Below are 25,897 nucleotides of genomic sequence, written 5' to 3'. Positions count from 1 at the left end.
GTTTACAAAATTAAAACATAACTGTGCGTAATATTATCAATAAGCCTAATATTTAAACGTAATCACTATAAATGCTGAGTTGCTAGATTAAATTTATAAATCTAGATGGAAATTAATCGAATAGTAAATGAAGCTTTAAAGACAAGGAATTTCGGGAAATGGAGCAATCTGTGAAAACGATATACCCAGAAAATCGCACTCCGTCAGCGAAGAAGAAAAGACGCATCAGTTCCAAGGTGTCTCCTTGGCTGTTCTTAGCTCCGGCTATTGTCATCTTCTCTCTTTACGTTATTTATCCGATCTTGGACAGCATTTGGCTGAGCTTCTTTGAATGGGATGGGTTAGGGGAAAAAGAGTGGGTAGGGTTGGGCAATTATCGTGAACTGTTTGATTCAGAGGCCTTCTATACCTCTTTGACGAATAACTTTCTTTGGTTGATCTTTTTTATGCTCGCGCCACCTTGTGGCTTAGCGATTGCCCTTTTTCTAAACCAACAAGTGAAAGGCATTCGAGTCGTTAAATCTCTATTTTTCTTTCCCTTTGTTATTTCCCAAGTGGTGGTCGGCCTCGTATTTGCTTGGTTCTATGACCCGTCATTTGGTCTTTTTAATATCGCATTAGGTGCCTTTGGCTTTGAGCCAATTTCGATTCTCGCCGATGAAGATTATGTCACCTATGGAATTATTGCTGCAGGCTTATGGCCACAAATCTCTTACTGCATGATCTTGTATCTCACGGGTTTGAATAACCTAGACCCAGAACAGTTAGAAGCGGCACGCCTTGATGGGGCAAAGAAGTGGCGCATGCTCTGGTATGTAGTTCTTCCTCAACTAAGACCTGCGACTTTTATTGCTGTGGTCGTGACTGTGATTGGTGCCTTACGTTCATTCGATTTAGTTGCGACTATGACTGCGGGTGGCCCTTGGGGAAGCTCAACGGTACTGGCGTATCAAATGTATGAAGAGTCTATTTTTAACTATCGAATGGGTTATGGTGCGGCGGTTTCTGTGGTGCTGTTTCTGATTATGGATATCTATATCGCTTACTTCTTGTGGCGCATGTTAAGGAGTGAAAAATAATGTTTCCGCAACCAATTCAAAAAGCTGGTCGCTTTACTAACATCAGTTACCGAGTCGCGTTACCTATCTCGATCGTGATGTGGTTACTGCCACTTATCGCAGTGATGATGACATCGATTCGTTCGATGGACGACATCAACAAGGGTAACTACTGGGGTTGGCCGAGTGAGATTCAGTTCATTGAGAATTACACCCAAGTTTTTACCTCGACATCAATGGGGCAGTACTTAATCAATAGCTTGATCATTACATTGCCAGCGGTAGCAGGGGCTGTTGCTCTCTCGACATTGGCTGGATACGCCTTGGCGAAATACAACTTCAAGGCCAATGTTTGGATCTTTGCGATGTTTATTGCGGGCAACTTTGTTCCGTTTCAAATTTTGATGATTCCTGTACGTGACTTAACCATTGGGTTGGGTTTGTACGATACCCATTGGGCGTTGATTTTCTTCCATATCGCTTTCCAAGCCGGATTTTGTACCTTGTTTATGCGTAACTTTATTGTTGGCATTCCCGATGCGTTAATTGAAGCGGCAAGAGTGGAGGGAGTCAGTGAATGGAAGATTTTCTGGCATGTCGTATTACCTCTCGTTCGTCCAGCGCTCGCGGCATTAGCGGTACTGGTGTTTACCTTCATTTGGAATGACTATTTTTGGGCTTTGGTATTGGTTCAAAGTGATGATGTTCGCCCTGTGACCGCTGGCTTGAGCTCATTGCAAGGCCAATGGTTGGCGTCTTGGCAGTTTATGTCTGCCGGAGCGGTAGTGGCTGCTATTCCACCTGTGGTTCTGTTCTTCACTATGCAGAAACACTTTATTGCTGGCCTGACTTTAGGTGCAACAAAGGGCTAACAGGTTAACGGCCATGTTATTTACAGGCTTAGCTATTTTCAGGTTTAGTTATTTACAGACTCAGCTATTTACAGATTCAGCTATTTACAGATTCCGTCATTTACAGTCCAAGTATGTAACGAGATAAGCAACTTAACAAAAGAGAATACGAACAATGCCAAGGTGGTTTGAAGTCAACCATCTTGGCTAAGTAAATCCTGATCGGATTGATAATGAAAGAGTAATCAAACACGCATCACCCTACGAGACAAAACAATAATAATTGGACTTAGTGAGCGTTAGCTCTATAACAAGGACCTCAATATGAAATACGTGAAACATATCGCTGCTACAGCAGTGCTTGCTGCCTCCGTATCTGCAACCTCGTTTGCAGGCACTTTGGTCATAAACTCAGATGCTTCTGATCCTGCACCAAAAGAAGCTTGGGGTGAGATCATTAACCGCTTTGAAAAAGAAAATCCTGATATTACGGTTAAGTACAATTTGTACGATCACGAGTCGTACAAAACAACGATTCGTAATTGGTTGGTGACTTCGCCGCCGGATGTGGTTTTTTGGTATGCGGGTAACCGAATGAAAGCCTTCGTTGATCGTGGCTTATTCGAAGATGTGAGTGATATCTGGACTGACAACAACATGCAGCAAGATTTCGCAGCCGCGGCGCCAGCTATGACGGTGAAAGGCAAGCAATATGGTGTGCCATACACGTATTACCAATGGGGTATCTACTACCGTAAAGATATATTTGAACAATATGGAATCGGCGAACCGAAAACGTGGGATGACTTGAAATCCGCATCAGCAACGCTCAAAGAGAATGGCGTGGCACCGTTTGCTATTGGTACCAAGTATCTTTGGACGGCGGCGGGTTGGTTTGATTACATCAACATGCGTACCAATGGTCTAGATTTCCATATTCAGTTGATGGAAGGCAAGGTGTCTTATTCTGATGAACGTGTTAAGAAAACCTTTGCTAATTGGGCTGAACTTGTTGAACCGGGTTACTACCTAGAAAACCACGCCTCTTATTCTTGGCAGGAAGCTCAACCGTTTTTGTATAACGGCAAGGCGGCGATGTACCTAATGGGTAACTTTATCACGCCAAACTTCCCTGAAGAGTTGGATGGAAAAATGGATTTCTTCCAATTCCCTGTGATCGACTCAAGCGTACCTATGTCTGAAGATGCGCCAATGGATACGCTACATATTCCTTCAAAAGCGAAGAACAAAGAAGACGCTCGTAAGTTCTTAGAGTTTGTTGCACAAGCAGAAAATCAGCAGCTAATCAATGAGATGTTGTTGCAAATCCCAACTAACAACAAAGCAAAAGCGAAATCTGATCCGTTCTTGGACAAAGGCGTTGCGATGCTCGGTTCTACCGAGGGTACTGCTCAGTTCTATGATAGAGACACTGATCCTGCGATGGCTAAAGAAGGCATGAAGGGTTTCCAAGAGTTTATGGTTCACCCTGATCGTATCGAAAAAATCTTGAAGAAACTCGATAAGGTAAGCAAGCGCACCTTTAAATAATACTTCATCAGCCGCAGCGACTCTTGCTGCGGCTCTCTTCCTTTTCAGTTTGTCATTGCCAGTGTTATTTGATTAGTGTTCGTCGTTTTTGAGCGCTTTAGGTGTCCATTCTCACGTGTTAAGTACCATTCTCACGTGTTAAGTGCCATTTTATGAGTACCACGCGGCCAGTACTACTTGCAATGATTCACTATATTCGGTTTATCGTAAGGAACGCTTCATGAGAACTTTCTCTCAAATCATCTCTGCTCGTGAATGGGAAAATCAACACATTACTCATCATAACGTTGTCGAGGCTCATGCCCCTTTGAGTGCTTACACTTCGCTGGTTGAAGCGCTGACAAAAAGCTCGTCACGCACCTTGTCTCTCAATGGTATTTGGAAGTTTCAACTGTTTGATGCGCCAGAGTTGCTTGTCGAAGAGTCAGTGTCTGAGCATTTTGATGACTCGTTATGGGAGTCGATAGTGGTGCCAAATAACTGGCAAATGCAGGGCTTTGATAAACCGATCTATACCAATGTGAAATACCCCTTCGTCGATAACCCACCGTTTGTCCCAAATGATAACCCGACAGGGCTTTATCGAACGCGTTTTGATTGCTCGGAGCAAGAGCTATTAGACACTCATAGGCTGACCTTTGACGGCGTGAATTCTGCATTTCATTTGTGGTGTAACGGCCGTTGGGTTGGGTACTCGCAAGACAGTCGCCTTCCTGCCGAGTTCGACTTGTCTCCATTCTTACACGTTGGAGAAAATTCACTTGCGGTGATGGTACTGCGTTGGTCGGACGGTTCTTACCTAGAAGACCAAGACATGTGGTGGCTGAGCGGCATTTTCCGTGATGTGACCTTGTTGAGAAAACCCAAGATCGCGATTGAGGATGTTTGTATCGTGACTCAATTGGACGCATGTTATCGCGACGCTGTTTTAAATATTTCTACTCAAATAACCAAACAGAGCAATGGTGCAGAAAGTTTCTATAAGTTAAGGGCTGAACTATTTGATGTTCAAGGGCATTTGATTGGTGAACCTCAAACTGTTGGTTTTGGTGAAAGGTATGTCGATGAGAAAGGGCCTTGGTCGGACGTTGCCGAGCACAAGATTTCAGTCTTAAATCCGAATAGGTGGAGTGCCGAATCGCCATATTTGTATCGTTGTGTGGTGTCATTGCTTAATGAACATGATGAGCTTATCGATTGTGAGGCCTACGATGTTGGATTTCGTCGTGTCGAAATAACGGATGGTTTGCTCAAAGTTAACGGTAAGCCCCTGCTGATTCGTGGTGTTAATCGCCATGAACATCACCCTGAACTGGGTCATACCATGACTCGTGAAGGCATGATTCAAGACATCAAATTACTGAAACAGAATAACTTCAACGCAGTACGAACCGCTCATTACCCCAATCATCCATTGTGGTATGAATTGTGTGATGAATTTGGCCTGTATCTGGTTGACGAAGCGAATGTAGAAACTCATGGCCAGTTTCCGATGTGCCGCTTATCAAATGATGCGTCATGGTTAAATGCTTACATGCGCCGTATGACAAGGCTGGTCGAGCGAGATAAAAACCACGCCAGTGTGATCATTTGGTCGTTGGGCAATGAATCAGGTATTGGGCGCAATCACCATGCGATGTACCAATGGGTGAAACAAGCCGATCCAACACGTCCCGTTCAATACGAAGGAGGCGGAGCAGATACCGCGGCGACCGACATATTATGCCCAATGTACGCACGTGTTGATTGGGATTTACCTGTTATCGCTAGTCAACCTGAAGTGACACCTCGCGTCGGTATTCGCAAAGCCATTGCTCTGCCAAACGAGCAACGTCCTCTTATTCCCTGTGAGTACGCCCATGCGATGGGTAACAGTCTGGGTAGCTTTGATAAATATTGGCAAGCGTTTAGAGACAACCCAAGATTACAGGGCGGATTTATCTGGGATTGGGTCGATCAAGGGATAACCAAAACCGATGCGAATGGGCAGAAATATTGGGGCTACGGTGGTGATTTCGGAGATGAGATTAATGATCGCCAATTTTGTATTAATGGATTGGTTTTTCCGGATAGAGCGATTCATCCTACGTTGCATGAAGTGAAAAAAGCGCAGCAGTTTTATCAATTCAAATTAGTCTCAGTATCCCCTTTGATTATCGACATTCGTAGTGAGTATTTGTTCAAGGCGAGCAGTGTTGAAACGTTGAATTGGAATATCACTCGAGATGGAATTGTTCAATGCAATGGCAGTATTGAGTTGCTTGTTGAGCCGGAATCGAGTGTGCAGATAGAGCTTGATGGTGTGAGAATTTCTGAAGTTGCTAATGCGCTTAATCATATCAATTTGGAAGTAGAACTAAATGCCGATACCGCGTGGGCAAATAAAGGTCATGTGACGGCGATTGAGCAATTCACTCTGCCAACACCGCCGCAATTAATGTTGGACGCCAACCTTTCACAATACCCACCGCAAGTGATTGAAACTGAAACACAGCTAACGGTTATCGGTGACGATTATCAAGTTGAGTTCTCGGTGTTAACGGGGGCTTTAGAACGCTGGCAAGTGAAGGGCGCAGAACAACTTGCAAGTGGCATTAGAGATAACTTTTATCGATCGCCACTAGACAACGATATCGGTGTCAGTGAAGCAAACCGTGTCGACCCTAACTCATGGATAGCACGCTGGCAGGCGATGGGCTTAGACAGGCTAACTCCTGAGTGCATCGATTTTTCATGTTCTACTCAGCAAAACTCGGTGTCAGTGACTGCAAGAATTGCCCACTTAGTTGAGGGGCAAGTACGTTTGCTCTCTACGTGGCAATATCAACTGTTTGCTGATGGTGAAGTGAACATTGAAGTGCATGTTCAAGCGGCGAAAGGTTTGCCTTCTCTGCCACGTGTTGGTTTAACTTTCGCGTTAAATAATGTTCCAAATAGTGTGGAGTGGTTTGGTCGCGGACCTCACGAAAACTACCCAGATCGAAAGATGTCCGCGCAGATGGGGCGATATCAGCAGAGCATTGAACAAATGCATACCCCGTATATTTTCCCTTCTGATTGCGGCTTGCGTTGTGATGTTCGTGAAGCAAAAATTGGTCACTTTGAGCTGCAAGGAGACTTCCATTTCTCAGTCAGTCGTTTTGGGTTACAGCAGTTACAGAAGGCAAAACACACTTGTGACTTAACCGAACAAGAACAGCTGTTTGTCTATGTGGATGGTTTCCATATGGGGGTTGGCGGTGATGACTCATGGACGCCAAGTGTCCATGATGAATACAAATTATTGAAAGAGCATTACCATTATCAGGTGCGTTTTTATTGTGGTTAGAACGGTTAAAGTGCAGCGAATAGAGTAAAAGGATCATAGTAGGCCAAATAGTCTAAATGTTTGTTTGTTCGCTTGTTTGGCTTCAGGTGTAAAAAAGGCACTCAGCGAGATACTGAGTGCCAAAGTCTGAAATTTATTAATCCGTTGTATCTTGTTAATCCGTTGTATCAATGAATCTCAGAGGACAGGTAAAAAGGTTCGATTTATTCTGCGTCAGTAAAGAAATCGTTGTAAAGCATGTACAGGTGAGCTGCACTCCAAGAGAAGTTTGGCGCGCCTTGTTGTTCACCGGTTAGTGGGTTGTAGTTTTCACGGATCGGACCGTCTTGTACCAAACCATCAGCGTGATCGAAGAATGCGCCTGCCATTTCAATTGCATCATCACGGTAGCCGTAGCTATCCATACCTTTTAGGCCGAAGTAGAATTGGTCGACCCATACACGTCCACGCCAGTAAATATCTGGGCCAAATGCAGGGCTAGAAAGCGCTGCTGTGCCTAATGGAACGTAGGTGTTGAACTCTTCAGTATCTTTCATCACTGAGACAACTGCATCAGCGTTAGCTTGAGTGGCAGCAGCATTGAACAATGGTGACCAACCTTCAGGGCCTTTGCCACGTTCTACGATCGGTTTACCCGCACAGCCATTCGCGAGTGGTTTGTCTTCAATACGAATGTCGTAGAAGAAGTTAGTGCCTTCGTCGAACATACAGGTGTTGATGTAGTTCGATAGGTGTTCAGCCTTTTCACGGAACTCTTTCGCTTCAGCGTCTTTACCAAGAATGTCAGCCATTTCTGCTAGGTACTTGTTATCGCTGTACATGTAGCTTGCTTGGTCGACAGACTCTTGCAGTAGTGAGTAGCCCAATAGCGTGCCATCTTCAGCGCGGTTTTGAGCGAACTCAACATCCCAATCGCTGCGCTTGCCGCCATTCGCCACATACGCGTCTAGCTGATCTTTATCGATGAAACCAAATGCGGCTGCATCGTCACGACCTGACTCCCAAGACGCGGCTGTTTGAGCTGGGCTTTCGATGTAATCGTAGTTACCTTCAGCCACGACTTTATCGAGTGCTGCTTGGCCTACGACTGTCTCGTGCTTATCACCACGAATCACAGTGAAGTACATTTCGCCTTCAGGTGTGTTGTGTGCTTTGTCGCGTGCTGCGCCGTACTCTGGAACACCGTTACCGTTGTTGTCACGGTTGCGTAGCCACCAATCATGGTATGCCACTAGCTTTGGATACATCTCTTCGAGCCAAGCTTCATCGCTGGTGGTCTTGTAGACTTCCATTACTGCCCATGCCGCTAGGCTTGGTTTTGTATTACGTTCATTCCAGTTGCCACCATCGCCGCCACGTTCAGGGCTTAGGTTGTAAGCAAGCAAATCTGGCACGTAACCTTCATCCCAAGGACGAACTGCATCGTCAGCTTGGATTTGGTATGCGAACATCGCGCGGATGTTGTCTTTCGCTACATCTGGGTTGAAGTGAGCCATTGCGTAAGCTTGCTTCCATGTGTCCCACGGCCAAGTTTGGTTGCCCGAGAACCAACGGGCGGTTACTGATGGTGTGACGGAATCAAATTCCATCGCGCCGGCTGCGCCACGCCAGTTACCGTTTAGGGTTTCCATTGCTTTTACCGCAACACGTTCTTGTTCTGGCGTTGCGTTCGGGTTGGTTAAGCCCATCTCTAGGTAGCCTTCCCAACGCTCTGCTGATGCCGCTAAGAAATCGGTAGGGTTTGCCATGATCTTTTTGATTTCAGGCTGTTCCGCTTGTGCTTCTTCGGCCGTTAGAACATGCGAGTAAGTGGTGTAAATGGTGGTTGATGCTTCAATGTTTGCCGTTGAAGTAAATGCTAAACCATCTACTGTGGTTTGTGTTGGAATCGACTTATGAACTTGGTACTCAGACTCGCCTGATGTAAGCAAATCCCACGTTGAACGCACCTTACCAAAGGTTACCTTCAGGCCATCGTCGGTTGCGACGATTTGACGGTCGTATTCAGGATAAGTTTCTGCGATTGTTTTGTCGGTTTGCGCCACGCCTTCTTTCGCGTGGGTCTTTTCTAGCAGCTCACCATCCCACACCAATTCGACAGGCGAGTCGGTAGTGATTTTGGTTTCTAGCAGAGAGGTACGGTTTGAAGCAAAACGCATCGTCATCTCTACCGTTACATCGTCCGATTTTAGCGTCTGAACCAATGCGCCCGGTAAGCTGTATGCTTCCATGGTGAATACGACTTTTTTGCCATCTTTGAACACGCTTAGGCGGTCAAAGTTATCTGCCATAAAGTTGATGTATTCTTCAGTAAGAAGTGCCGTTCCAGGGAAGCCGCCCATGCCTTCTGCTGTGTCTGGCAGCAAGTGACCGTGCCATGCACCTAAGTCGAAGAATGGGTTGAAGCGCTGGTGGTCATCGAAGTCGTAGTCACGCATGTATTCTGGCGAACCAGTACGGTCAATAACGTTCTTAAATTCGTTAACTTGCAGTTGTTCTGTGTCAGAGCTTGAGTTTGATGTACAGCCAGTAACAACAAGGGCTGCGCCAATAGCGAGAGCTGCGAATGATTTATTCAGTTTCATGATGATTTCCTGTTATTACCAGTAGAAGTATTGCATTGCGAACACTTGTGCGTCGCCAGTTTCTGTGTCGCTACCAACGCCAAAGCGGCTGTCGAAAGCAGTCGCAAACGCGCCGTTGCCGTATTCGTACCAAACACCAGCATTGACGTAAGACGTGATTTCTTTATCGCCGTTGTCACCGTCAAAGTTTGCGTAGTTGTAGGCTGCTGATAGGTAAACACCTTGCGCTGCTTCATACCATGCACTGGTTTGAAGGCCTGATTCGCTACCGAATGATTCTTGGTTGCCTTTGTCGGTATCGTGCCAAACACGAGCTGCCACGTTTTTGTATTCCGCACCTAATAGCAACAGTTCGCCACCATCGTTGTTGCGGACTTCACCACCACCCATCAGGGTTAGGTCGTCAGTCAGGTCGTATTGGAGGTAACCATTGACCATGGCGTTTTTGTCTTTCCATTGGTCTGCAAAACTGTCGTATTTACCAAAGTGAAGCAGAGCATCGTCTTCAGAGAAATCAGACTCAGGAGCAAAAGAAACGCTGTAGCGTAGCTTGCCTTCTAAGTTTTGAATTTTCACACCCACGTTTACGTCACGAGTGTTGGAGATTGCGTAGCCATACTCAACGGTTGCATCACCCCACCATTGAACGTCATCCAATGATGAATCCATACGACCAACAATAAATTCTGTTTTTGCATCTGTGCGGTAGCCAGCGTAGAAGCGGTTAAAGCCGCCTTCAAAGCCGCCCCAACCGTGACCCGTTGCCCAAGCGTTACCTTCGTCGTCGGCTTGTACTGTCCAGCCTTCCATGTAAGCAAGACCAAACCAATTACCATGCTCAATCGCTAAGCCCGCTTCAATGTAAGTGCCGTCTGCATAGCGGCCTTTGTCATCGCCTTCTAGTGCAACGTGACCACCAAGGCCAAGCTCACCATAAAAATTGAATAGGGTGTCTGTCTGAGTTTGTGGGGGTTGAGTATCACTGTGGTTTGCTGCTGATTCTTCAGCGTTCGCATTGGCAGTTAGAGCAGCAAGAATACAGCTTGTAATAAGAGTTTTTTTAGTAAAACTACGTTTCATTTTATTCACTTCTGTGTCGGGGTTATAAATGAAGATTCGTAAGTAGTTCTGACTTCTAATATGGGGTGCTCTTCAAGGCGTATTTGGTCAGGTCACTTACGATCGCAAAACCGATATTAATGATTATTTTCATGTTTAAAATTAAATTACCTTAAAAATGTGATCTATTTTTAGTAAATATTTACTTTGTTTTTATTTTGACTTTATGTTGAATTTGCAGAGGTATGGCTAGGGTTGTAAGTATTCCCTGTGTGAATTCTTTTCTAGGCGGATAGATTGTTGAATTGAATATGTTCTGTCTTGATAGTTTTGGTGGAAGAGGGGTGTTTTGGTAGGAGGTATTTGGTCGGAGATAGGTTTTTAGAAAAAGGTACCGACAAATACAAAAGCACTCACCGTGTGGTGAGTGCCTGTAATAGTTCAAACAAAATCAAAGCTAAGATTTAAATCGAGGTTAATAGGAGACTAAGCGTTCGCCGGTTGAGGTTTTGCTTCTAATTTTTTCTCTTCTGGAGATAAGCTTTTCTCGTATTTACCGTACTTCCACCACGCGTAACCAAGGAAGATAACAATCCCGCCCACGTTGTAGAAGATGATGGTCATGATGTCAGCACCTGTCGGGAAAGTAGAGGCAAAGAAACCAACAGTGAAGATGCCGATCAGAATAGAGACCACGGTAATGCCTGTCATACGTGAACCCATTCTGAAATCGCGAGGTAAGTGATCCAGCTTCAAACGTAGATTAAGGTACGCGATCATGATGAATAGCGGTGGCAACATCGATGCTGCTGCTGTCATGTTGATAATCGTACTCATCAGATCTTGAACCGTATCGGACGCCAGTGTCGGAATGAACATCAGTGGAATCACAATCAAGAACTGAATCCATGCTGCACGTTCAGGTACACCTTGCTTGTTAAGTGCGACGGTTTTCTCGCCGAAGATACCTTTAGGGATTTCAGAGAAGAAAATCTTAACGGGTGTAGCCGTCCACATCAGCAGGGAGCCAAGCATTGCTGTGAATGAAACTACGCCTACAAAGCGATTCATTAGGATTTCAGACAGGCCAAAGTGTCTTGCTAAGCCTTCAAATACTTGTACTGAACCACCTGTAAACTTCAATTCTTCACGAGCAACGAATACGTTTGCCAGTACTGAGCCAACCGAGTAAAGCGCGCCGATAAAGATACCCGCGATGATGATCACCTTAACGAAAGATTTGTGGCCACCTTTGATGTCGTTGACGTAAACCGCGACCGATTCAGCACCGCCAGCCGCCATGAAGATCCAAGTGATTACACCAAGGAATGCCCAGTTAAAGCTTGGTGTCATTGCTTCGATGGTGATTGGGTCAGCAGGTTCTATTCCACCGATTAGTGCACCGCCAGAAAGCAAGATGTAAGAGAGCGTCAGTAACAACATTAACGATGATGTTAGCGAGGTGATTGGGCCAAGCAGTTTCGCTCCGTTATTGGATATATGCGTAGCGATAGCAAATAAAATGGTACTCAGGATTGCCGTGGTTATTGGTGTGAATATGTACTCAAACCCTAAGAAGGCATAAGACGCGTAAGCAATGATTCTAGGTAATAGAGAGGTGAAAAAAAATAGGTTAACAAACCAATAGGTGTAAGCTGAAATAAACGCCCAGCGGCCTCCTAGAGAGCTTTTTACCCAAGAATAAACACCCGCCTCAGAGTCTTTATTCAGTGATACGAACTCTGCCACGATCAAACAAAAGGGCACAAAGTAAAATAGGGTCGCTAAAAAGAACATCGGAGCTGAGGACAGGCCGATTTCGATGTTGTTGTTTATGATGTTATTGAAGCTGTATACCGCCGCGAAGGTCATAGACAGTAGGGCAAATTTGCCTATCGTACTGCGTTTATTATCGGACATGATGTTCTCCGGTGAATCACGTTGATGATCATTATTCCTAGGTCCTAGAGAGGAAGATCTAGGCCGTGTTTTTATTGTTATGTTGGTTTGGCAAACACCCGCTCTATGAAGTCAGGTTTGGCTCATTTATTATTTTTGTATTGATTTACGAACAAATCTTTAGACGTTTTAGCTTGTTAGTTTCAGTAAATTTATTACTGATGTAAAAACTGCAACACTAAGATGTTCATCGAAGAGGCTAGCTTTCTCATGTACGACGATGTATCAGGCTTGTAGGGGCTTTTTGTCGTTTTTTCTCTATGAGTTCACTTATCTCTTCAACAAGAAGATTAAAGATTAAGCGGTGGGAAGTTAATCTAAATTGATCAAATATGTGATGTGAGGTAAATGAATTTAGTTAATTTTTTACCTTTGTTTTTATTCGGGTTTTATTACGATCTAATTAATGTTTTTAGTGAAGTTAAACCTTGACGAGATGGTGTTTTTTATTCTTATGGATCGTTTTTAATTTACTGATTTAAAACAAAAAAGCGCCATAAAGGCGCTTTTTGATTTGTGCTGTTTTTATAGATTCATCATCTAGTGAAGATCTGATCCTATGATTGCTTAGCGGCTTCTAATTTTGCTTCTTTACCCGCTTGCTTCTTCTCAAAGCGAGAGATCCACCACCAAGCGAGAGCTGAGAATATCGCAGTCATGAATACGTTGACGAAGAAAGCTTGCATTAGGTCAACACCTGTTGGGAATGCCGATGCAGTCATGCTCACAACGAAGATACCGATAAGCACGGATACTACTGTCATACCTTGAACGCGGGTGCCCATACGGAAGTCACGTGGTGTATCGTCGTGCTTCAAGCGGAACACAAAGTAAGCCACCATGATGAAGATAGGCGGTAGCATTGCTGTACCTGCTGTGAGGTTGATTGCTGTGTTCATCATGTCTTGTACTGATTCAGAACCGAAGCCGTTAACCACTAGCATTACGAATACGAACGCAAACTGCCACCATGCTGCACGCACAGGCACACCGTGTTCGTTAAGCTCGGTTGTCTTCTCACCGTAAACACCTTGAGGGATCTCAGAGAAGTGAATTTTAACGGGAGCTGCAGTCCACATCATCATCGAACCGAACATCGCAACGAATAGGATAATACCGACGAAGCGACCCGTTAGAGATTGTGAAATATCGAAGTAGTTCGCCATACCAGTAAAGATTTCAACCATACCGCCAGCATAAGTTAATTCGTCACGAGCAACGAATACGTTAACTAATAGAGAACCCACTGCGTACATGATGCCGATAGCGATACCCGCGCTGATGATCACCTTGATGAAAGACTTATGACCACCTTTAACATCGTTTAGGTAAGCGGCTGCGGTTTCTGCACCACCAGCAGCTTGGAAGATCCAACACATAATACCTAGCGTTGCCCAGTTGATGGTTGGTGTCATGGCTTCAAGAGTGATTGGCTCTACAGGTTCATGGTTACCGCCTAGTGCCATCATGGCGCCGATAACGTAAACCGCGAACAGCGCAAATACACCGTATGCTACGATTTCTGCAATCTTACCTAACCAGCTCGCGCCTTTGGTTGATATGTGTGTCGCAGCCGCAAATAGACCAATTGAGATTGCCGAGGTGACAATTGGAGAGAAAGCGTATTCGTACCCTAACATCGCGTAAGACGCATAAGAGATAACGTTGGGTAGCAGTGACACAAACCAGAATAGGTTAACGAACCAGTAGAGGAACGAACCTAAATAGGCCGCTTTTGAGCCTAGTGGTTGTTTAAGCCAGTCGTACATGCCTGACTCGGAATTTTTATTTGCTGATACGAATTCAGCAATAATGAATACGAATGGAATGAAGTAAATAAGAGTGGCAAGCAAAAAGATAGGGGCTGAACTCAATCCCAATTCGATGTTGTTATTTACGATGTTGCGAACGTTAAATACCGCTGCAAATGTCATGGAGAGTAAGGCAAATTTACCTAACTTACCGCGTACAGATTCAGACATAGTGTCCTCCGAGGAATCACATAATTATAGTCGTTATTTCTCTAGGCTACTTTGTAGGGAAGGAGCAGAGAGGCTTTATGCAGTGTGACTGAGCCTTGAACGGCAAGCCTCAGTACACACTGTGAATAGATCTTGTTGCTGCTTTCGGCTGTTTAGCTTCAGCAGCTTGGTTCCGGTTACTTACTTACTTAGTTTCGGTTACTTACTTACTTATTAAGGAAGTAACCGTCTTCGATAGTCACTTTCAGTACTACTTTGCGAACTCGGTTATCACCGTGGAATCGGTAAGCTTTACTGTTATCAAATATCGCTACTTGGCCTTCAACTAACTCACAAGTCTCACCGTTACCCATTAGGTGTTCACGGTCGGTTTCATCGCTGTAAGCTTGGGTTTGCTCTAACTCTGATTTGGCTGCGAACTCGACGGTTTCACGACCTTCTAGGTAGTAATGCACGTCGAAGTAACGGCGGTTACCAGTGAAGTTTTCTGTGTTACGTGCCACACCGTCTTCAATGATGTAAGCCAGTGAGTCACCAATCGAATACATCACGCCATCTTTGATGTTGCCTATGTTTTCAATTGCTTCTACACAGCGTTGCCATTTACGACCGTCGCGGTAAACGACTTTAAACTGCTCTAGGTTGTCTAAAACGATCATCGCTTATGCCTCGTTCAGTTTTGGTTGAGTTTTTGGCGTATTCACCGTGAAGAACTCATCACCAAAGTTGTGATTGATTAGGTGCTGCGCATTACAGTCACCCGCTTGGAATGGAACGAGTGTTAGGCCGTAGCGGAATTCATCCATGTAAACACGGTAAGAATCCAACACTTCGCTGCCCCAAGAGTTTGAACCTAAGCCCATTACTTGGTGGTCTAGATTTAGCGTGATGTAACCGCTTTTCTCTAGCTCAATCGTGTGTTGTGCTTGGTGCATATTTTGATTGGTGTAGAACCATGCGCTGAAGTTGATTTCTTGCTGTGGTTTTACTGCAATACCATTACCCGCGCGGCTTGAAAGCGCAGCCCAACGAACGTGTTGGCGGTTGCCGTTGTTTTGTGGGAACGGGTAGTTCTCGAACATGTCAGCCACCGTTGATTGGTAAACATCAATCATGTTGGCTTGCTTGCTGTCTTGGTAGTTCTCTTCAGGACCGCGGCCGTAGTATTGAACTTGGTCGAAATCACCGTTAATACCCATATCGAAACCAATTACTGGAATCACATGTGGGTAATCACCGTAGCGTTCACCGCTTAGCTCAACGTTCAGTTGACCTTCTGCACTGATTTGGTAGCGATATTCACAACGCATGCCGAAATCAAATACTGGTGGAGCAACGATGCTGGTGGTGGTGATCTCAATCTTGCCGTTGTTCTCTTCCACGTTTAGCGTGCGGAAGTGCTCTTGCATGATCTGTAGGTGTGCAGGCTCCCAGTAACCATCGTGCTCTTGCTTATGGTTATCGATCATTGGCTTGAAGAAGTTTAGCTTCGGCTCTGACTTAATCAGTTCTTCACCGTTCACTAACCATGACGTCAGCTTGCCGTTCACTTTCGAGAAGTTCAGTGCAAAGTTGTGGCCTTTGATTAGGTAAGAAAGGCGAGACTCTTCAACATTCAATGTCGTTGCATTGCTGCTAGTGAATGCTTCTAGCTGTGCTGTGTTCTCTTTCGCTTGGAATTGATAAACCGCGATATCGTGGTTTGCTTCGCTGTATGAAGTACGAGAGTCCTTACGAACCGTAAAGTTCACAAACACTTCACGCTCATCTAGCTTTGGTAAGTTAAGCGTTAGTTCACGGCTAGAGTTTTCAGCCAGCTCTTCTACTTTGATGTGTTGTACTGCAACCGTTTCACCTTCAGCACGGATTTCCGCAGTGATGGTGTAATCATCGATGTTTGAGAACCAAAGTTTATTATCGACAGTAAAGGTGCCGTCTTCTGCGTTGAAGTCGCGGATCTTCACAGGCGCGATGACTTGTTTGTACTCTTTCAAGCCAGGGCCTGGCGTTTGGTCTGGGTAGATCAAACCATCCATGCAGAAGTTGTAGTTGTTCGGGTAGTCACCGTAGTCACCGCCGTACTTGTAGAACTCAGTACCCGCTTCATCACGCGCTAAAATGCCGTGGTCACACCATTCCCAAACATAGTGACCTTGAATTGCGTCATGTTTGTAGAACACGTTTTGGTATTCAGTTAAACCACCAGGGCCGTTACCCATTGCGTGTGCGTATTCGCAAATGATGCGCGGTTTTTCGTGTGGAAATTCACCGAAGGCATTCATCAGTTGAGCACGTGAGTACATGGTTGAAATGATATCTACCACTTCAGCATCACGGTCTTCTTCGTAGTGAACCAGACGCGTGTCATCAATCGCTTTTGCGGCATCGTACATAGATCGGATGTTGCAGCCGTAGCCAGACTCGTTACCCAATGACCACATGATGATTGAAGGGTGGTTCTTTTGAGCGTGAATATGACGTTCGATACGTTCAACAAACACCGCTTCCCATGCTGCATCGTTAGTGATGCGGCTTAGGTCGCCAACGTTCGCAAAGCCGTGTGTTTCGACATCGGTTTCGCCCATGACGAATAGGCCGTAGATATCACACAGTTCGTAGAAGCGTGGGTCGTTCGGGTAGTGCGCTGTACGTACTGAGTTGATGTTGTGTTGCTTCATCAGTACTAAATCTTTCTCTACGCGATCCATGCCGACAGCACGGCCTTTTAGGTGGTCGTTGTCGTGACGGTTCACACCGTGCAGCATCACGTACTTGTTGTTGATGTAGAAAAGACCATCGCGAACTTTAATATCACGGAAACCAACGCGTTGTGGAATCACTTCCAGCACCTTGCCGTCAGCGTCTTTCAGCGTTAGTAGCAGTTGGTACAGGTAAGGGTTTTCAGCGTTCCATTGAACAGGGTTAACCACATCAATAGAGAATTGAGTATTCGCATTGCCGTCAGTCAATCTATTGGGAACGGCTAAGCTATCTACAGAGCCTTGCGAGATAACTTGGCCGCCATCAAGCAATGCGTACTCAAGGGTTGCGTTTGTTGCTGCTGCTAGGTTTTCTAGTTCCACTTTGCACGACAGGGTAGCGCTTTGGTAAGCGTCGTCGAAGTCAGTACGAACGGTAACGTCTTGAACGTGCAGTTGTTCTTTACCTACTAGGTAAACATCACGGAAGATACCGCCCGTCCACCACATGTCTTGGTCTTCAATGTAGGTTGAATCGGCCCATTGCATCACGCGAATAGAAAGTAGGTTGTTGCCTGCTTTTACATGGCTAGAGATATCGAACTCAGCGGTGAGGCGGCTGCCTTTGCTGAAACCCACGTACTCACCGTTTACGTAAACTTCGAAGTAAGTTTCAACGCCATCGAATTTGATGATGGTTTGCTTATCGTCCCAGCTTTCGCCTAGGAAGAAAGAGCGTTGGTATGCGCCGGTTGGATTGTCTGATGGTACGAAAGGCACATCAATTGGGAACGGGAAACCTTCATCTGTGTATTGAAGATCACCGTGGCCTTCCATTTGCCACATGTTTGGAACCGTAATGTGGCCCCAGTCTTTCATTTCTTGAGAGTAGAACTCTTCAGGAACCAATAGTGGATTGGTGAAATAGCTGAAATTCCATTGGCCACTCAATAGTTGGAAGTGGCTGCTAAGTTCACGCTGAAACGTTTTTGCATTCTTTTCTGATGCGTATGAGAAGAAATATGCACGCGGTGCCATACGGTTCTCATGTAAGTTCAGGAAGTTTTCCCAGTTGTTCACGTTGCCTCTCTCTCGGCCTAAATGCAATTTGCTGACCGACGTTCTTATGCGTAATTGGGTCGTAGTGAATACGAGTATTTTTGGACTGAGGTGATTATTGGTAAAACTTTTACTAAATGAAATTGGTGAAAACGTTTTACTTTAACTCCATCACGTTTTTTATGGTCTTTTTACAGTGCTGTGTGATCCACTTAAAAGAATGCTATTGGCTGTTTTATGAAGCAGCCTAAAGAGGCTGGTATGTGTATATAGGCGTATGTGATGGGTACAAAAAAGGCCACCTTAAGTAAAGGTAGCCTTGGTTTATCTAATTGATATATTTAACTATTTTGTTGTGTCACGCAGCTTTAATTTGCTTGGTACATAGACACGTAGTGGGATAGTACGGCCGTCGCGTACTTTCTCAATCAACAGGTTAACGCCTTGAATTCCCATTAGTTCAGAGTGAATACGAACAGTCGATAAAGATGGGAAGGTAAATTTAGCTGTTGGGATGTCATTTACACTAATCAGCGCAATATCTTCAGGAATGTTTAATCCGTGCTCATGAACGGCTCGTAAAACACCAATTGCGATGGAATCTGACGCAATAAACATGGCTTTAGGGTAGTCGCCAGTCGCTAGCATCTGTTTTGCAAGCTTATAACCTGAAGAGCTAGAGAAGTCTCCACGATAGATGTCTTGCTCGCTGACAACGTTCTTAAGGCTACCGTATTCAGCAAAGGCTACTTCGCGAATATCAGGAGTGTTGACGTTATCTTGTCCGCCAATAAAACCAATGCGTTGATAGCCTTGGTTGATAAAGAAGTTGGTGATCTCTTTGCTGATCAAAGCCAGGTCGATATCGACAGAGTCATAAGGTTCAGAGTGATCAGTGAAATCGACATAACAGATATTATCGCTTAGCTTTTTGGCTTGTTCGATAACCTCCGGTGTCATTCTTCCCACCAACAATACACCAGTGATAGGCGCTGAATTTACGTGTATTTTACTTTCATAACAGTTGGTTAGTTTAACTTCCATCTTGTCACATTGGGTTTCAATCCCGTGGCGAATCGATAGATAGTAAGGGTCATTCACTTCAGCTTCTTGCTTGTAGTTATACAGCGCAAGGAAGTGATGATTTTGTTTTTTACTGCTAACGGCTTTTCGTGAGCTGCTGGTTTTGTATTCCAACTTCTCTGCAATTTCAAAGATACGCCTTTTGGTCTCTTCCTTGACGCTTAATGTAGGATCTTCATTGAGAACCCGTGAAACTGTAGCCAATGAAACATTCGCTTCAGTTGCGATATCTTTTAACGTTGCCATACTCACTTCCTGTTGTTGGAACATTGCGTTGCTTTAAACAAACCATCTTTAGTAAAAAAGCAATGCACCTCTTTATTCTACAGACCTATTGTAATCAAACTGGAGTTCATTGCATTAACTTTTAGTAAAATAAATCCTCAACGCCTAGTCCGTATCTCATAATTAACTATCTATAATTATCTTATTAAAATTCAATGGATTAGATGTGAATAACTATTATGTTTTTCTATATCACAGTCGCCATGAACTCTAACTGTTAGTGTAAACGTTTACACTTCGTGGTTTTGATCACAGAAATATAGTCAAAATGGCTGCTACTATTTCTGTCATAGGGTGCTATTGAATTGAATATCGGTTCGAGTGACGCCACGAATGACAACAAAGAGAGGTTGATTGTGAAAGTACTGGTTACAGGCGGCATGGGTTACATCGGAAGTCATACATGCATTCAAATGATGCAAGCTGGTATGGAACCAATCATTGTAGACAACCTTTGCAACAGTAAAGAGCTGGTTCTTGAGCGAATAGAATCGTTGACTGATCAGCGACCAACTTTTTATCTTGGCGACATTCGTGATGAAGCTTTTCTAGATACTGTTTTTTCTGAAAATAACATCCAAGCGGTGATTCACTTTGCTGGACTTAAGGCGGTTGGCGAATCGGTCTCTAAGCCTTTGGAATATTACGATAACAACGTAAATGGTTCTTTGGTTCTTGCTCGCAGCATGAAGAAAGCGGGTGTGAAAAGCATCGTATTTAGCTCATCAGCGACCGTCTACGGTGATCCGGAAGTCGTGCCAATTACTGAAAATTCGCCAACGGGAGCAACGACTAACCCTTATGGTCGCAGTAAGTACATGGTTGAAGAGTGCTTAAGCGATTTATTTAACGCCGAAAATGATTGGAGTGTGACGTTATTACGCTACTTCAACCCAGTAGGCGCACATCAATCTGGCAGCATGGGTGAAGACCCACAAGGTATTCCGAATAACTTAATGCCATTCATTGCTCAAGTAGCAGTAGGGCGCCGTGAAAAATTGGCTGTATTTGGCAACGATTACCCAACAGTCGATGGCACGGGGGTTCGTGACTATATTCATGTGATGGATTTAGCCGATGGTCATGTTGCGGCATTAAAAGCGGTTGGTGAGAAGGCGGGTCTACATATCTACAACCTAGGCACCGGTAAAGGTTCAAGTGTTTTGGAAATGGTAGAAGCCTTTGCACAAGCATCAGGCAAACCTGTTCCTTATGAAGTTTGTCCACGCCGTGCTGGTGATATTGCTGAATGTTGGGCAAGCACTGAAAAAGCGGAACGCGAGTTAGGTTGGAAAGCGACACGCAGCGTGATGGAAATGACGGCGGATACGTGGAATTGGCAGTCGAATAATCCAAACGGCTATTAGTCTGTGTAATTGAAGCCGCAGTGCTTTCATCTGATAGCTAGTAGCTAGTAGCTAGTAGCTAGTATCTGCACTTTTCTCATTGATAAGTGCTGAAGAAAAGAATTTTAAAGAGTTGAGTAAGTAGCATGTCAAAAGTTGAATTTAACCCAGTAGACCATCCGCACCGTCGTTATAACCCATTAACAGGTCAGTGGATTTTAGTATCACCGCACCGTGCAAAGCGCCCTTGGAGTGGCCAAGATGAAAAGCCATCGACTGCACAGCTTCCAGCATATGAGAAAGAATGCTTCTTGTGCCCGAGCAATACACGCATCTCGGGTGATGAAAACCCAGATTACGATGGCACTTATGTTTTCAGTAATGATTTCGCGGCGTTGATGCCTGATTCACCTGACGCTCCAGAGTCTGAAAACCCTCTATTCAAGACTCAAGGTGTGCGTGGGCTGAGCCGCGTGATCTGTTTCTCTCCGGATCACAGCAAAACGCTGCCAGAGTTACCGGTTAATAAAATCCGCGGTGTGATTGATACCTGGAACGAGCAAATTGAAGAGCTAGGTAAAGATTACCTATGGGTTCAAGCCTTCGAAAACAAAGGCGAGACCATGGGCTGTTCTCAGCCTCACCCACACGGTCAAATTTGGGCGAACAGCTTTCTGCCAAACGAGATTGAACGTAAAGAAAAGCTGCTAAAGGAATACTTCGTTCAGCAAGGTTCGAACCTGTTAGTCGATTACGTTGAAGCTGAAATGAAAGACGGCTCACGCACTGTGGTTGAAACGGAACATTGGATTGCTGTTGTGCCTTATTGGGCGGCGTGGCCATTCGAAACCATGTTACTGCCGAAAACGCATATTCGCCGTATGAGTGAATTGACGGACGAGCAGCGTGATGACTTAGCGCTGGTAATCAAGAAGCTGACTAGCCGTTACGACAACTTGTTCCAGTGTTCATTCCCATACTCAATGGGCTGGCACTATGCGCCATTCTTTGAGGAAGGCACTGACATCGACCACTGGCAACTGCATGCGTTGTTTTATCCGCCATTGTTGCGCAGTGCTTCGGTTCGCAAGTTCATGGTGGGTTACGAAATGTTGGCTGAATCTCAGCGCGATTTAACCGCAGAACAAGCGGCGCAACGTCTTCGTGACTTGAGTGATGTTCACTATAAAGAACAGCAATAAAAAACGAGATTCCAGGTATATCGCCTCTCGATTCTGAAATGACGAAACGTTAGAAGCCAGAAGGTTTATTTCGTCATTTCTTACCGCGAGCTACGAGTGGGATAGGAAATCGATAAGAATTAAAGTGGTGCCCTTTAGGGGCCATTACCAATTGAACAAAGAGTTTAACCAGAGAGTTTACTTATGTCTGATCTAATCCAAAACGTGAAAGCATCTTTTGAGCAAGTCCTTGGCTACCAAGCGACTCATATTGTTCAAGCACCAGGTCGTGTGAATCTGATTGGTGAACACACTGACTACAACGATGGTTTTGTCCTACCGTGCGCCATTAACTACCAAACCGTTGTGGCAGCAGCAAAGCGTGACGACAATATCGTTCGTGTTGTGTCTGTGGATTACGGCAATGCCGTTGATGAATTCGACCTTACTCAAGAGATCACATTTCAACAAGACAAGATGTGGGCGAACTACATTCGTGGTGTGGTGAAGTGTTTAAAAGGTCGTGGTTTTGAATTTAAAGGTGCAGACATCTCTGTCACGGGCAATGTGCCTCAAGGCGCGGGTTTAAGTTCTTCTGCGGCATTGGAAGTCGTGATTGGTCAGACATTCAAGGTACTTTACAACCTAGAGATCAGCCAAGCTGAAGTTGCACTAAATGGCCAGCAAGCGGAAAACGAATTTGTAGGTTGTAACTGCGGCATCATGGACCAAATGATTTCAGCAGAAGGTCGTGCGAACCACGCGATGCTTTTAGATTGCCGTAGTCTAGAAACGACCGCGGTTTCGATGCCTGAAGATATGGCTGTGGTTATCATTAACTCAAACAAGAAACGCGGCTTGGTCGACAGTGAATACAATACGCGTCGTGAGCAGTGTGAAGAAGCCGCGCGTATTTTTGGTGTTCCAGCACTGCGTGATGTGACGCTTGAACAGTTCAAGGCGAAAGAGTCTGAACTGGGTGAGATGGTTGCCAAACGTGCACGCCACGTAATTACTGAGAATGACCGAACTGAAGAAGCGGCAATGGCTCTGCGTAATCACGATATGAAGCGTATGGGTGAATTGATGGCTGAATCGCATGCTTCAATGCGTGATGATTTCGAAATTACCGTTAAAGAAGTCGATACACTGGTTGAGCTAGTGAAAGGTGTGATCGGTGAACAAGGTGGCGTACGTATGACTGGCGGCGGTTTTGGCGGTTGTATTGTGGCATTAGTTCCACCTATGTTAGTTAATGAAATTAAAGCGACGGTTGAACAGAAGTATCAAGCAGCGACTGGCCTAAAAGAATCGATTTATGTGTGCCAAGCGAAAGACGGAGCGGGTCTTGTTGAAGTAATCTAGCTGTTTCGAGATTTAAGATAAAGCTTACCAAGTAAAAAGATCATGGTAGGCCAAATAATAAAGCCTTTACCCAATGTAGAGGCTTTTTGCTGGCACTAGAAAGGAATTTAGAATGACCCAAGAGCAGAACCTGCATCAATCCATGACACAAACCGCGGCCTATGATGGGCAGCCAGCACAGTTGATAACGCTGTCGAATGCGCATGGCATGGAAGTGACATTCATGGATATTGGTGCAACGTGGTTGAGCTGTATTCTGCCAGTAAAAGGAAATAAGCGCGAAGTTCTATTGGGTGTCGACTCAATGGAGAATTTCGAGAAACAAGCCAGTTACCTTGGTGCGACAGTAGGGCGTTATGCTAATCGTATCGCCAATGGTCGTTTTAAAATCGATGGCATGGGTTATAAGCTCGATGGTAATCAATCCGGTAATACTTTACACGGTGGCTCCGATGGCTTTGATAAGCGTCGTTGGCAGTTAACTGAACACACACCACTGTCTGTGGTTTATAGTTTGGTGTCGGCGGATGGCGACCAAGGTTTTCCTGGGCAGCTAACGGTATCAGTGCGTTATGAATTAACCGAAGACAACCGAGTGTCTATCGAATACTTTGCAACCACAGATAAAGCGACGGTAGTGAATCTAACTAACCATGCTTACTTTAATTTACTTGGCGCAAACAGTGATCACGACTGTTTGTCTCATATTGTCAGTATCAATGCTTCACAATATTTGCCGACTAACGCTGTTGGTATCCCATTAGGTAACTTGAAGGCGGTGAAATCAACCAGCTTTGATTTCAGTCAGCCTATGATGATCTCTGAACGCCTATTGGGTGATGAACAACAAAAAGCGGCCAAAGGTTATGACCACTCTTTTCTTTTAGCGGATGGCTGTAAGCGCGATAAATGCGCCGCTACAGTGACGTCGCCTGATGCACTTGTCACCTTGAAAGTCTTCTCCACTAAGCCTGCTATGCAGTTGTATACCGGCAATTGTTTGGGTGGAACACCTAATCGAAATGGTGGCAGTTATGAAGACTATGCAGGCATTGCATTGGAAACCCAGTTCTTACCAGACTCACCTAACCACCCAGAGTGGAAGCAAGAAAGTTGTATTCTTAGGCCTGAACAGGAATACCACTACCGAACTTGTTACCAGTTTGAATTTTCGGGGGATTATTCAAACTAGTCCATTCTAGCTCAAAACGGTTTATGCCAATTGGCTCCAACAAAGGGATTTTTGTTGGGAAGAGTATGGTGAGAAAGCCCTAACAGAACTGCTTCTGTTAGGGCTTTTTTTTGTAAGTCTGTTTCTTAGATTGTAGAGGTCACTGTAGATTTTATAGCTTGCTGAGATTACAGAGCCGACTTTGCATCGCGGTTCTTAAATAACCGCTTTATACCAAAAGCCAGCTTTATACGAAAGTACGGTTCTTTATCAAAGGCTAACTGATTTTCTCTACTGAATTTCGACGCACTAGAGTGGGCGAGAACATCATAGGTTCAGAAGACGTACCTTGACCTTTAGCAAGCACAAGCGCTAGGCGAGTGGCTTTCTCAGCCATCATCTGAATTGGGTAGCGAATCGTGGTTAGCTTAGGGTGTACATAACGGGCAATTAAGCCGTCATCAAAACCAACAATCGAGACTTTATCTGGCGCTTGGATGCCGTTTTCATCAAGTACAGACAACGCACCTGCCGCCATGTAGTCGTTGTAAGCGACAAGGCCTGTAATAGGCAGAGACTTGGTCAATAGATTAGTCATTGCGTACTCACCACCATCACTGGTTGGAGCCGAGTATTCAATGTAGCTTTCAGAGAGCGCGATTTTGTAATCAGAGAGTGCTGCTAGATAGCCTTGCACTCGTTCATCGGCATCTTCAATGCTGTGTGATGAAGCGATACATGCGATGTTCTTGTGACCATGACGAATCAAATATTCTGTAGCAAGGTAAGCGCCTTTCTTGTTGTCTAAGAAAATACAACGCTCGGCGATTTCGGCAATATAACGGTTGATCAACACTAAGCCTTTTACTTCTTTTGCGTAGGCGATGAGTTCTTCATCCGTTAATCCCTTAGAATGGATCACCAAGGCATCACAGCGACTATTGATCAGCAACTCAATGGCTTGTCTCTCTTCTTCACGATCGTGAGAACCATTGCCGACAAGGATATGTTTACCGTTCTCGCGTGCGACATTATCAACAGCTTTAACTAAGGTGCCAAAAAAGGGATCGGAGATATCACCCACTAACACACCAACCGTGTTCGTGCTTTGGCTTACAAGCGCACGAGCATTGGCATTCGGACGATAGCCGAGCTTTGTCATGGCTTTAGTCACAGACTCAATTGAGTTTGCACTTGCCTTCGGAGACTTGTTTACGACTCGAGATACGGTTGCAACTGAAACACCAGCTTCCTTTGCTACATCTTTAATTGTTGCCATTTTTAACCTCTATTCATTGCTGTATCTATTTAACACCGACAATGAAGGTAAGGCAA

At 44.9% G+C, this 25,897-nt stretch carries 16 protein-coding genes; 8 read left to right on the top strand and 8 right to left on the bottom strand.

Annotated features, from left to right (window positions below; genetic code table 11):
* The first annotated feature begins 158 nt into the window (after nucleotides 1–158).
* The 4 genes from AACW75_RS25175 to AACW75_RS25160 all read left to right on the top strand — a co-directional run bounded on the left by AACW75_RS25175 (nucleotide 159) and on the right by AACW75_RS25160 (nucleotide 6,788).
* Nucleotides 159–1,079, top strand: a complete 921-nt coding sequence (locus AACW75_RS25175; RefSeq protein ID WP_017076259.1) for a carbohydrate ABC transporter permease — start codon at nucleotides 159–161, stop codon at nucleotides 1,077–1,079.
* Nucleotides 1,079–1,930: a carbohydrate ABC transporter permease gene (locus AACW75_RS25170; protein ID WP_017076258.1), complete on the top strand. Its 852-nt coding sequence runs from the start codon at nucleotides 1,079–1,081 to the stop codon at nucleotides 1,928–1,930. The genes AACW75_RS25175 and AACW75_RS25170 overlap by 1 nt, the downstream gene beginning before the upstream one ends.
* A 303-nt stretch (nucleotides 1,931–2,233) precedes the next feature.
* The gene (locus AACW75_RS25165; RefSeq protein ID WP_237297571.1) at nucleotides 2,234–3,460 is read left to right on the top strand and encodes an ABC transporter substrate-binding protein; all 1,227 of its coding nucleotides are present in this window, start codon (nucleotides 2,234–2,236) and stop codon (nucleotides 3,458–3,460) included.
* Between the two features lie 220 nt (nucleotides 3,461–3,680).
* On the top strand, nucleotides 3,681–6,788 hold the full coding sequence (locus AACW75_RS25160; RefSeq protein WP_237297570.1) for a beta-galactosidase: 3,108 nt from the start codon (nucleotides 3,681–3,683) through the stop codon (nucleotides 6,786–6,788).
* A gap of 203 nt (nucleotides 6,789–6,991) precedes the next feature.
* Here AACW75_RS25160 and ygjK read toward each other — a convergent pair whose 3' ends face one another.
* The 7 genes from ygjK to ebgR form a co-directional block, all read right to left on the bottom strand.
* Nucleotides 6,992–9,373, bottom strand: a complete 2,382-nt coding sequence (ygjK, locus tag AACW75_RS25155; RefSeq protein ID WP_145571267.1) for an alpha-glucosidase — start codon at nucleotides 9,371–9,373, stop codon at nucleotides 6,992–6,994.
* A 15-nt stretch (nucleotides 9,374–9,388) separates the two neighbouring features.
* Nucleotides 9,389–10,453, bottom strand: a complete 1,065-nt coding sequence (gene ygjJ / locus AACW75_RS25150; RefSeq protein ID WP_017076254.1) for a protein YgjJ — start codon at nucleotides 10,451–10,453, stop codon at nucleotides 9,389–9,391.
* A gap of 465 nt (nucleotides 10,454–10,918) precedes the next feature.
* Nucleotides 10,919–12,352, bottom strand: a complete 1,434-nt coding sequence (locus tag AACW75_RS25145) for an amino acid permease (protein ID WP_145571269.1) — start codon at nucleotides 12,350–12,352, stop codon at nucleotides 10,919–10,921.
* Nucleotides 12,353–12,948: 596 nt separating this feature from the next.
* Entirely contained in the window at nucleotides 12,949–14,373 is a 1,425-nt protein-coding gene (locus tag AACW75_RS25140) for an amino acid permease (protein WP_102551143.1), read from the bottom strand.
* Between the two features lie 206 nt (nucleotides 14,374–14,579).
* Nucleotides 14,580–15,032: a beta-galactosidase subunit beta gene (locus AACW75_RS25135; protein WP_076645923.1), complete on the bottom strand. Its 453-nt coding sequence runs from the start codon at nucleotides 15,030–15,032 to the stop codon at nucleotides 14,580–14,582.
* A gap of 3 nt (nucleotides 15,033–15,035) precedes the next feature.
* Complete coding sequence (gene ebgA, locus AACW75_RS25130) at nucleotides 15,036–18,152, bottom strand: beta-galactosidase subunit alpha (RefSeq protein WP_145571270.1); 3,117 nt, start codon at nucleotides 18,150–18,152, stop codon at nucleotides 15,036–15,038.
* Between the two features lie 324 nt (nucleotides 18,153–18,476).
* Complete coding sequence (gene ebgR / locus AACW75_RS25125) at nucleotides 18,477–19,460, bottom strand: transcriptional regulator EbgR (RefSeq protein ID WP_145571272.1); 984 nt, start codon at nucleotides 19,458–19,460, stop codon at nucleotides 18,477–18,479.
* Nucleotides 19,461–19,855: 395 nt separating this feature from the next.
* Here ebgR and galE point away from each other — a divergent pair, with 395 nt between their 5' ends.
* The 4 genes from galE to galM all read left to right on the top strand — a co-directional run bounded on the left by galE (nucleotide 19,856) and on the right by galM (nucleotide 24,583).
* The gene (gene galE, locus AACW75_RS25120; protein ID WP_145571323.1) at nucleotides 19,856–20,866 is read left to right on the top strand and encodes a UDP-glucose 4-epimerase GalE; all 1,011 of its coding nucleotides are present in this window, start codon (nucleotides 19,856–19,858) and stop codon (nucleotides 20,864–20,866) included.
* A 125-nt stretch (nucleotides 20,867–20,991) separates the two neighbouring features.
* Nucleotides 20,992–22,047 (top strand): UDP-glucose--hexose-1-phosphate uridylyltransferase, encoded by a 1,056-nt coding sequence (locus tag AACW75_RS25115; RefSeq protein WP_145571291.1) that lies wholly within the window; start codon nucleotides 20,992–20,994, stop codon nucleotides 22,045–22,047.
* Between the two features lie 183 nt (nucleotides 22,048–22,230).
* Nucleotides 22,231–23,391: a galactokinase gene (gene galK, locus AACW75_RS25110; RefSeq protein ID WP_145571294.1), complete on the top strand. Its 1,161-nt coding sequence runs from the start codon at nucleotides 22,231–22,233 to the stop codon at nucleotides 23,389–23,391.
* 112 nt (nucleotides 23,392–23,503) lie between these two features.
* Nucleotides 23,504–24,583, top strand: a complete 1,080-nt coding sequence (gene galM, locus AACW75_RS25105; RefSeq protein ID WP_145571295.1) for a galactose-1-epimerase — start codon at nucleotides 23,504–23,506, stop codon at nucleotides 24,581–24,583.
* Nucleotides 24,584–24,839: 256 nt separating this feature from the next.
* Here galM and AACW75_RS25100 read toward each other — a convergent pair whose 3' ends face one another.
* On the bottom strand, nucleotides 24,840–25,841 hold the full coding sequence (locus AACW75_RS25100; protein ID WP_135455985.1) for a substrate-binding domain-containing protein: 1,002 nt from the start codon (nucleotides 25,839–25,841) through the stop codon (nucleotides 24,840–24,842).
* Nucleotides 25,842–25,897: the final 56 nt, after the last annotated feature.

The sequence above is a fragment of the Vibrio sp. L3-7 genome, from assembly GCF_963898195.1.
GTDB lineage: Bacteria > Pseudomonadota > Gammaproteobacteria > Enterobacterales > Vibrionaceae > Vibrio > Vibrio echinoideorum.
Note: the sequence above shows the minus strand (reverse complement) of the source record. Positions and strands in the feature narration are given on the sequence as shown.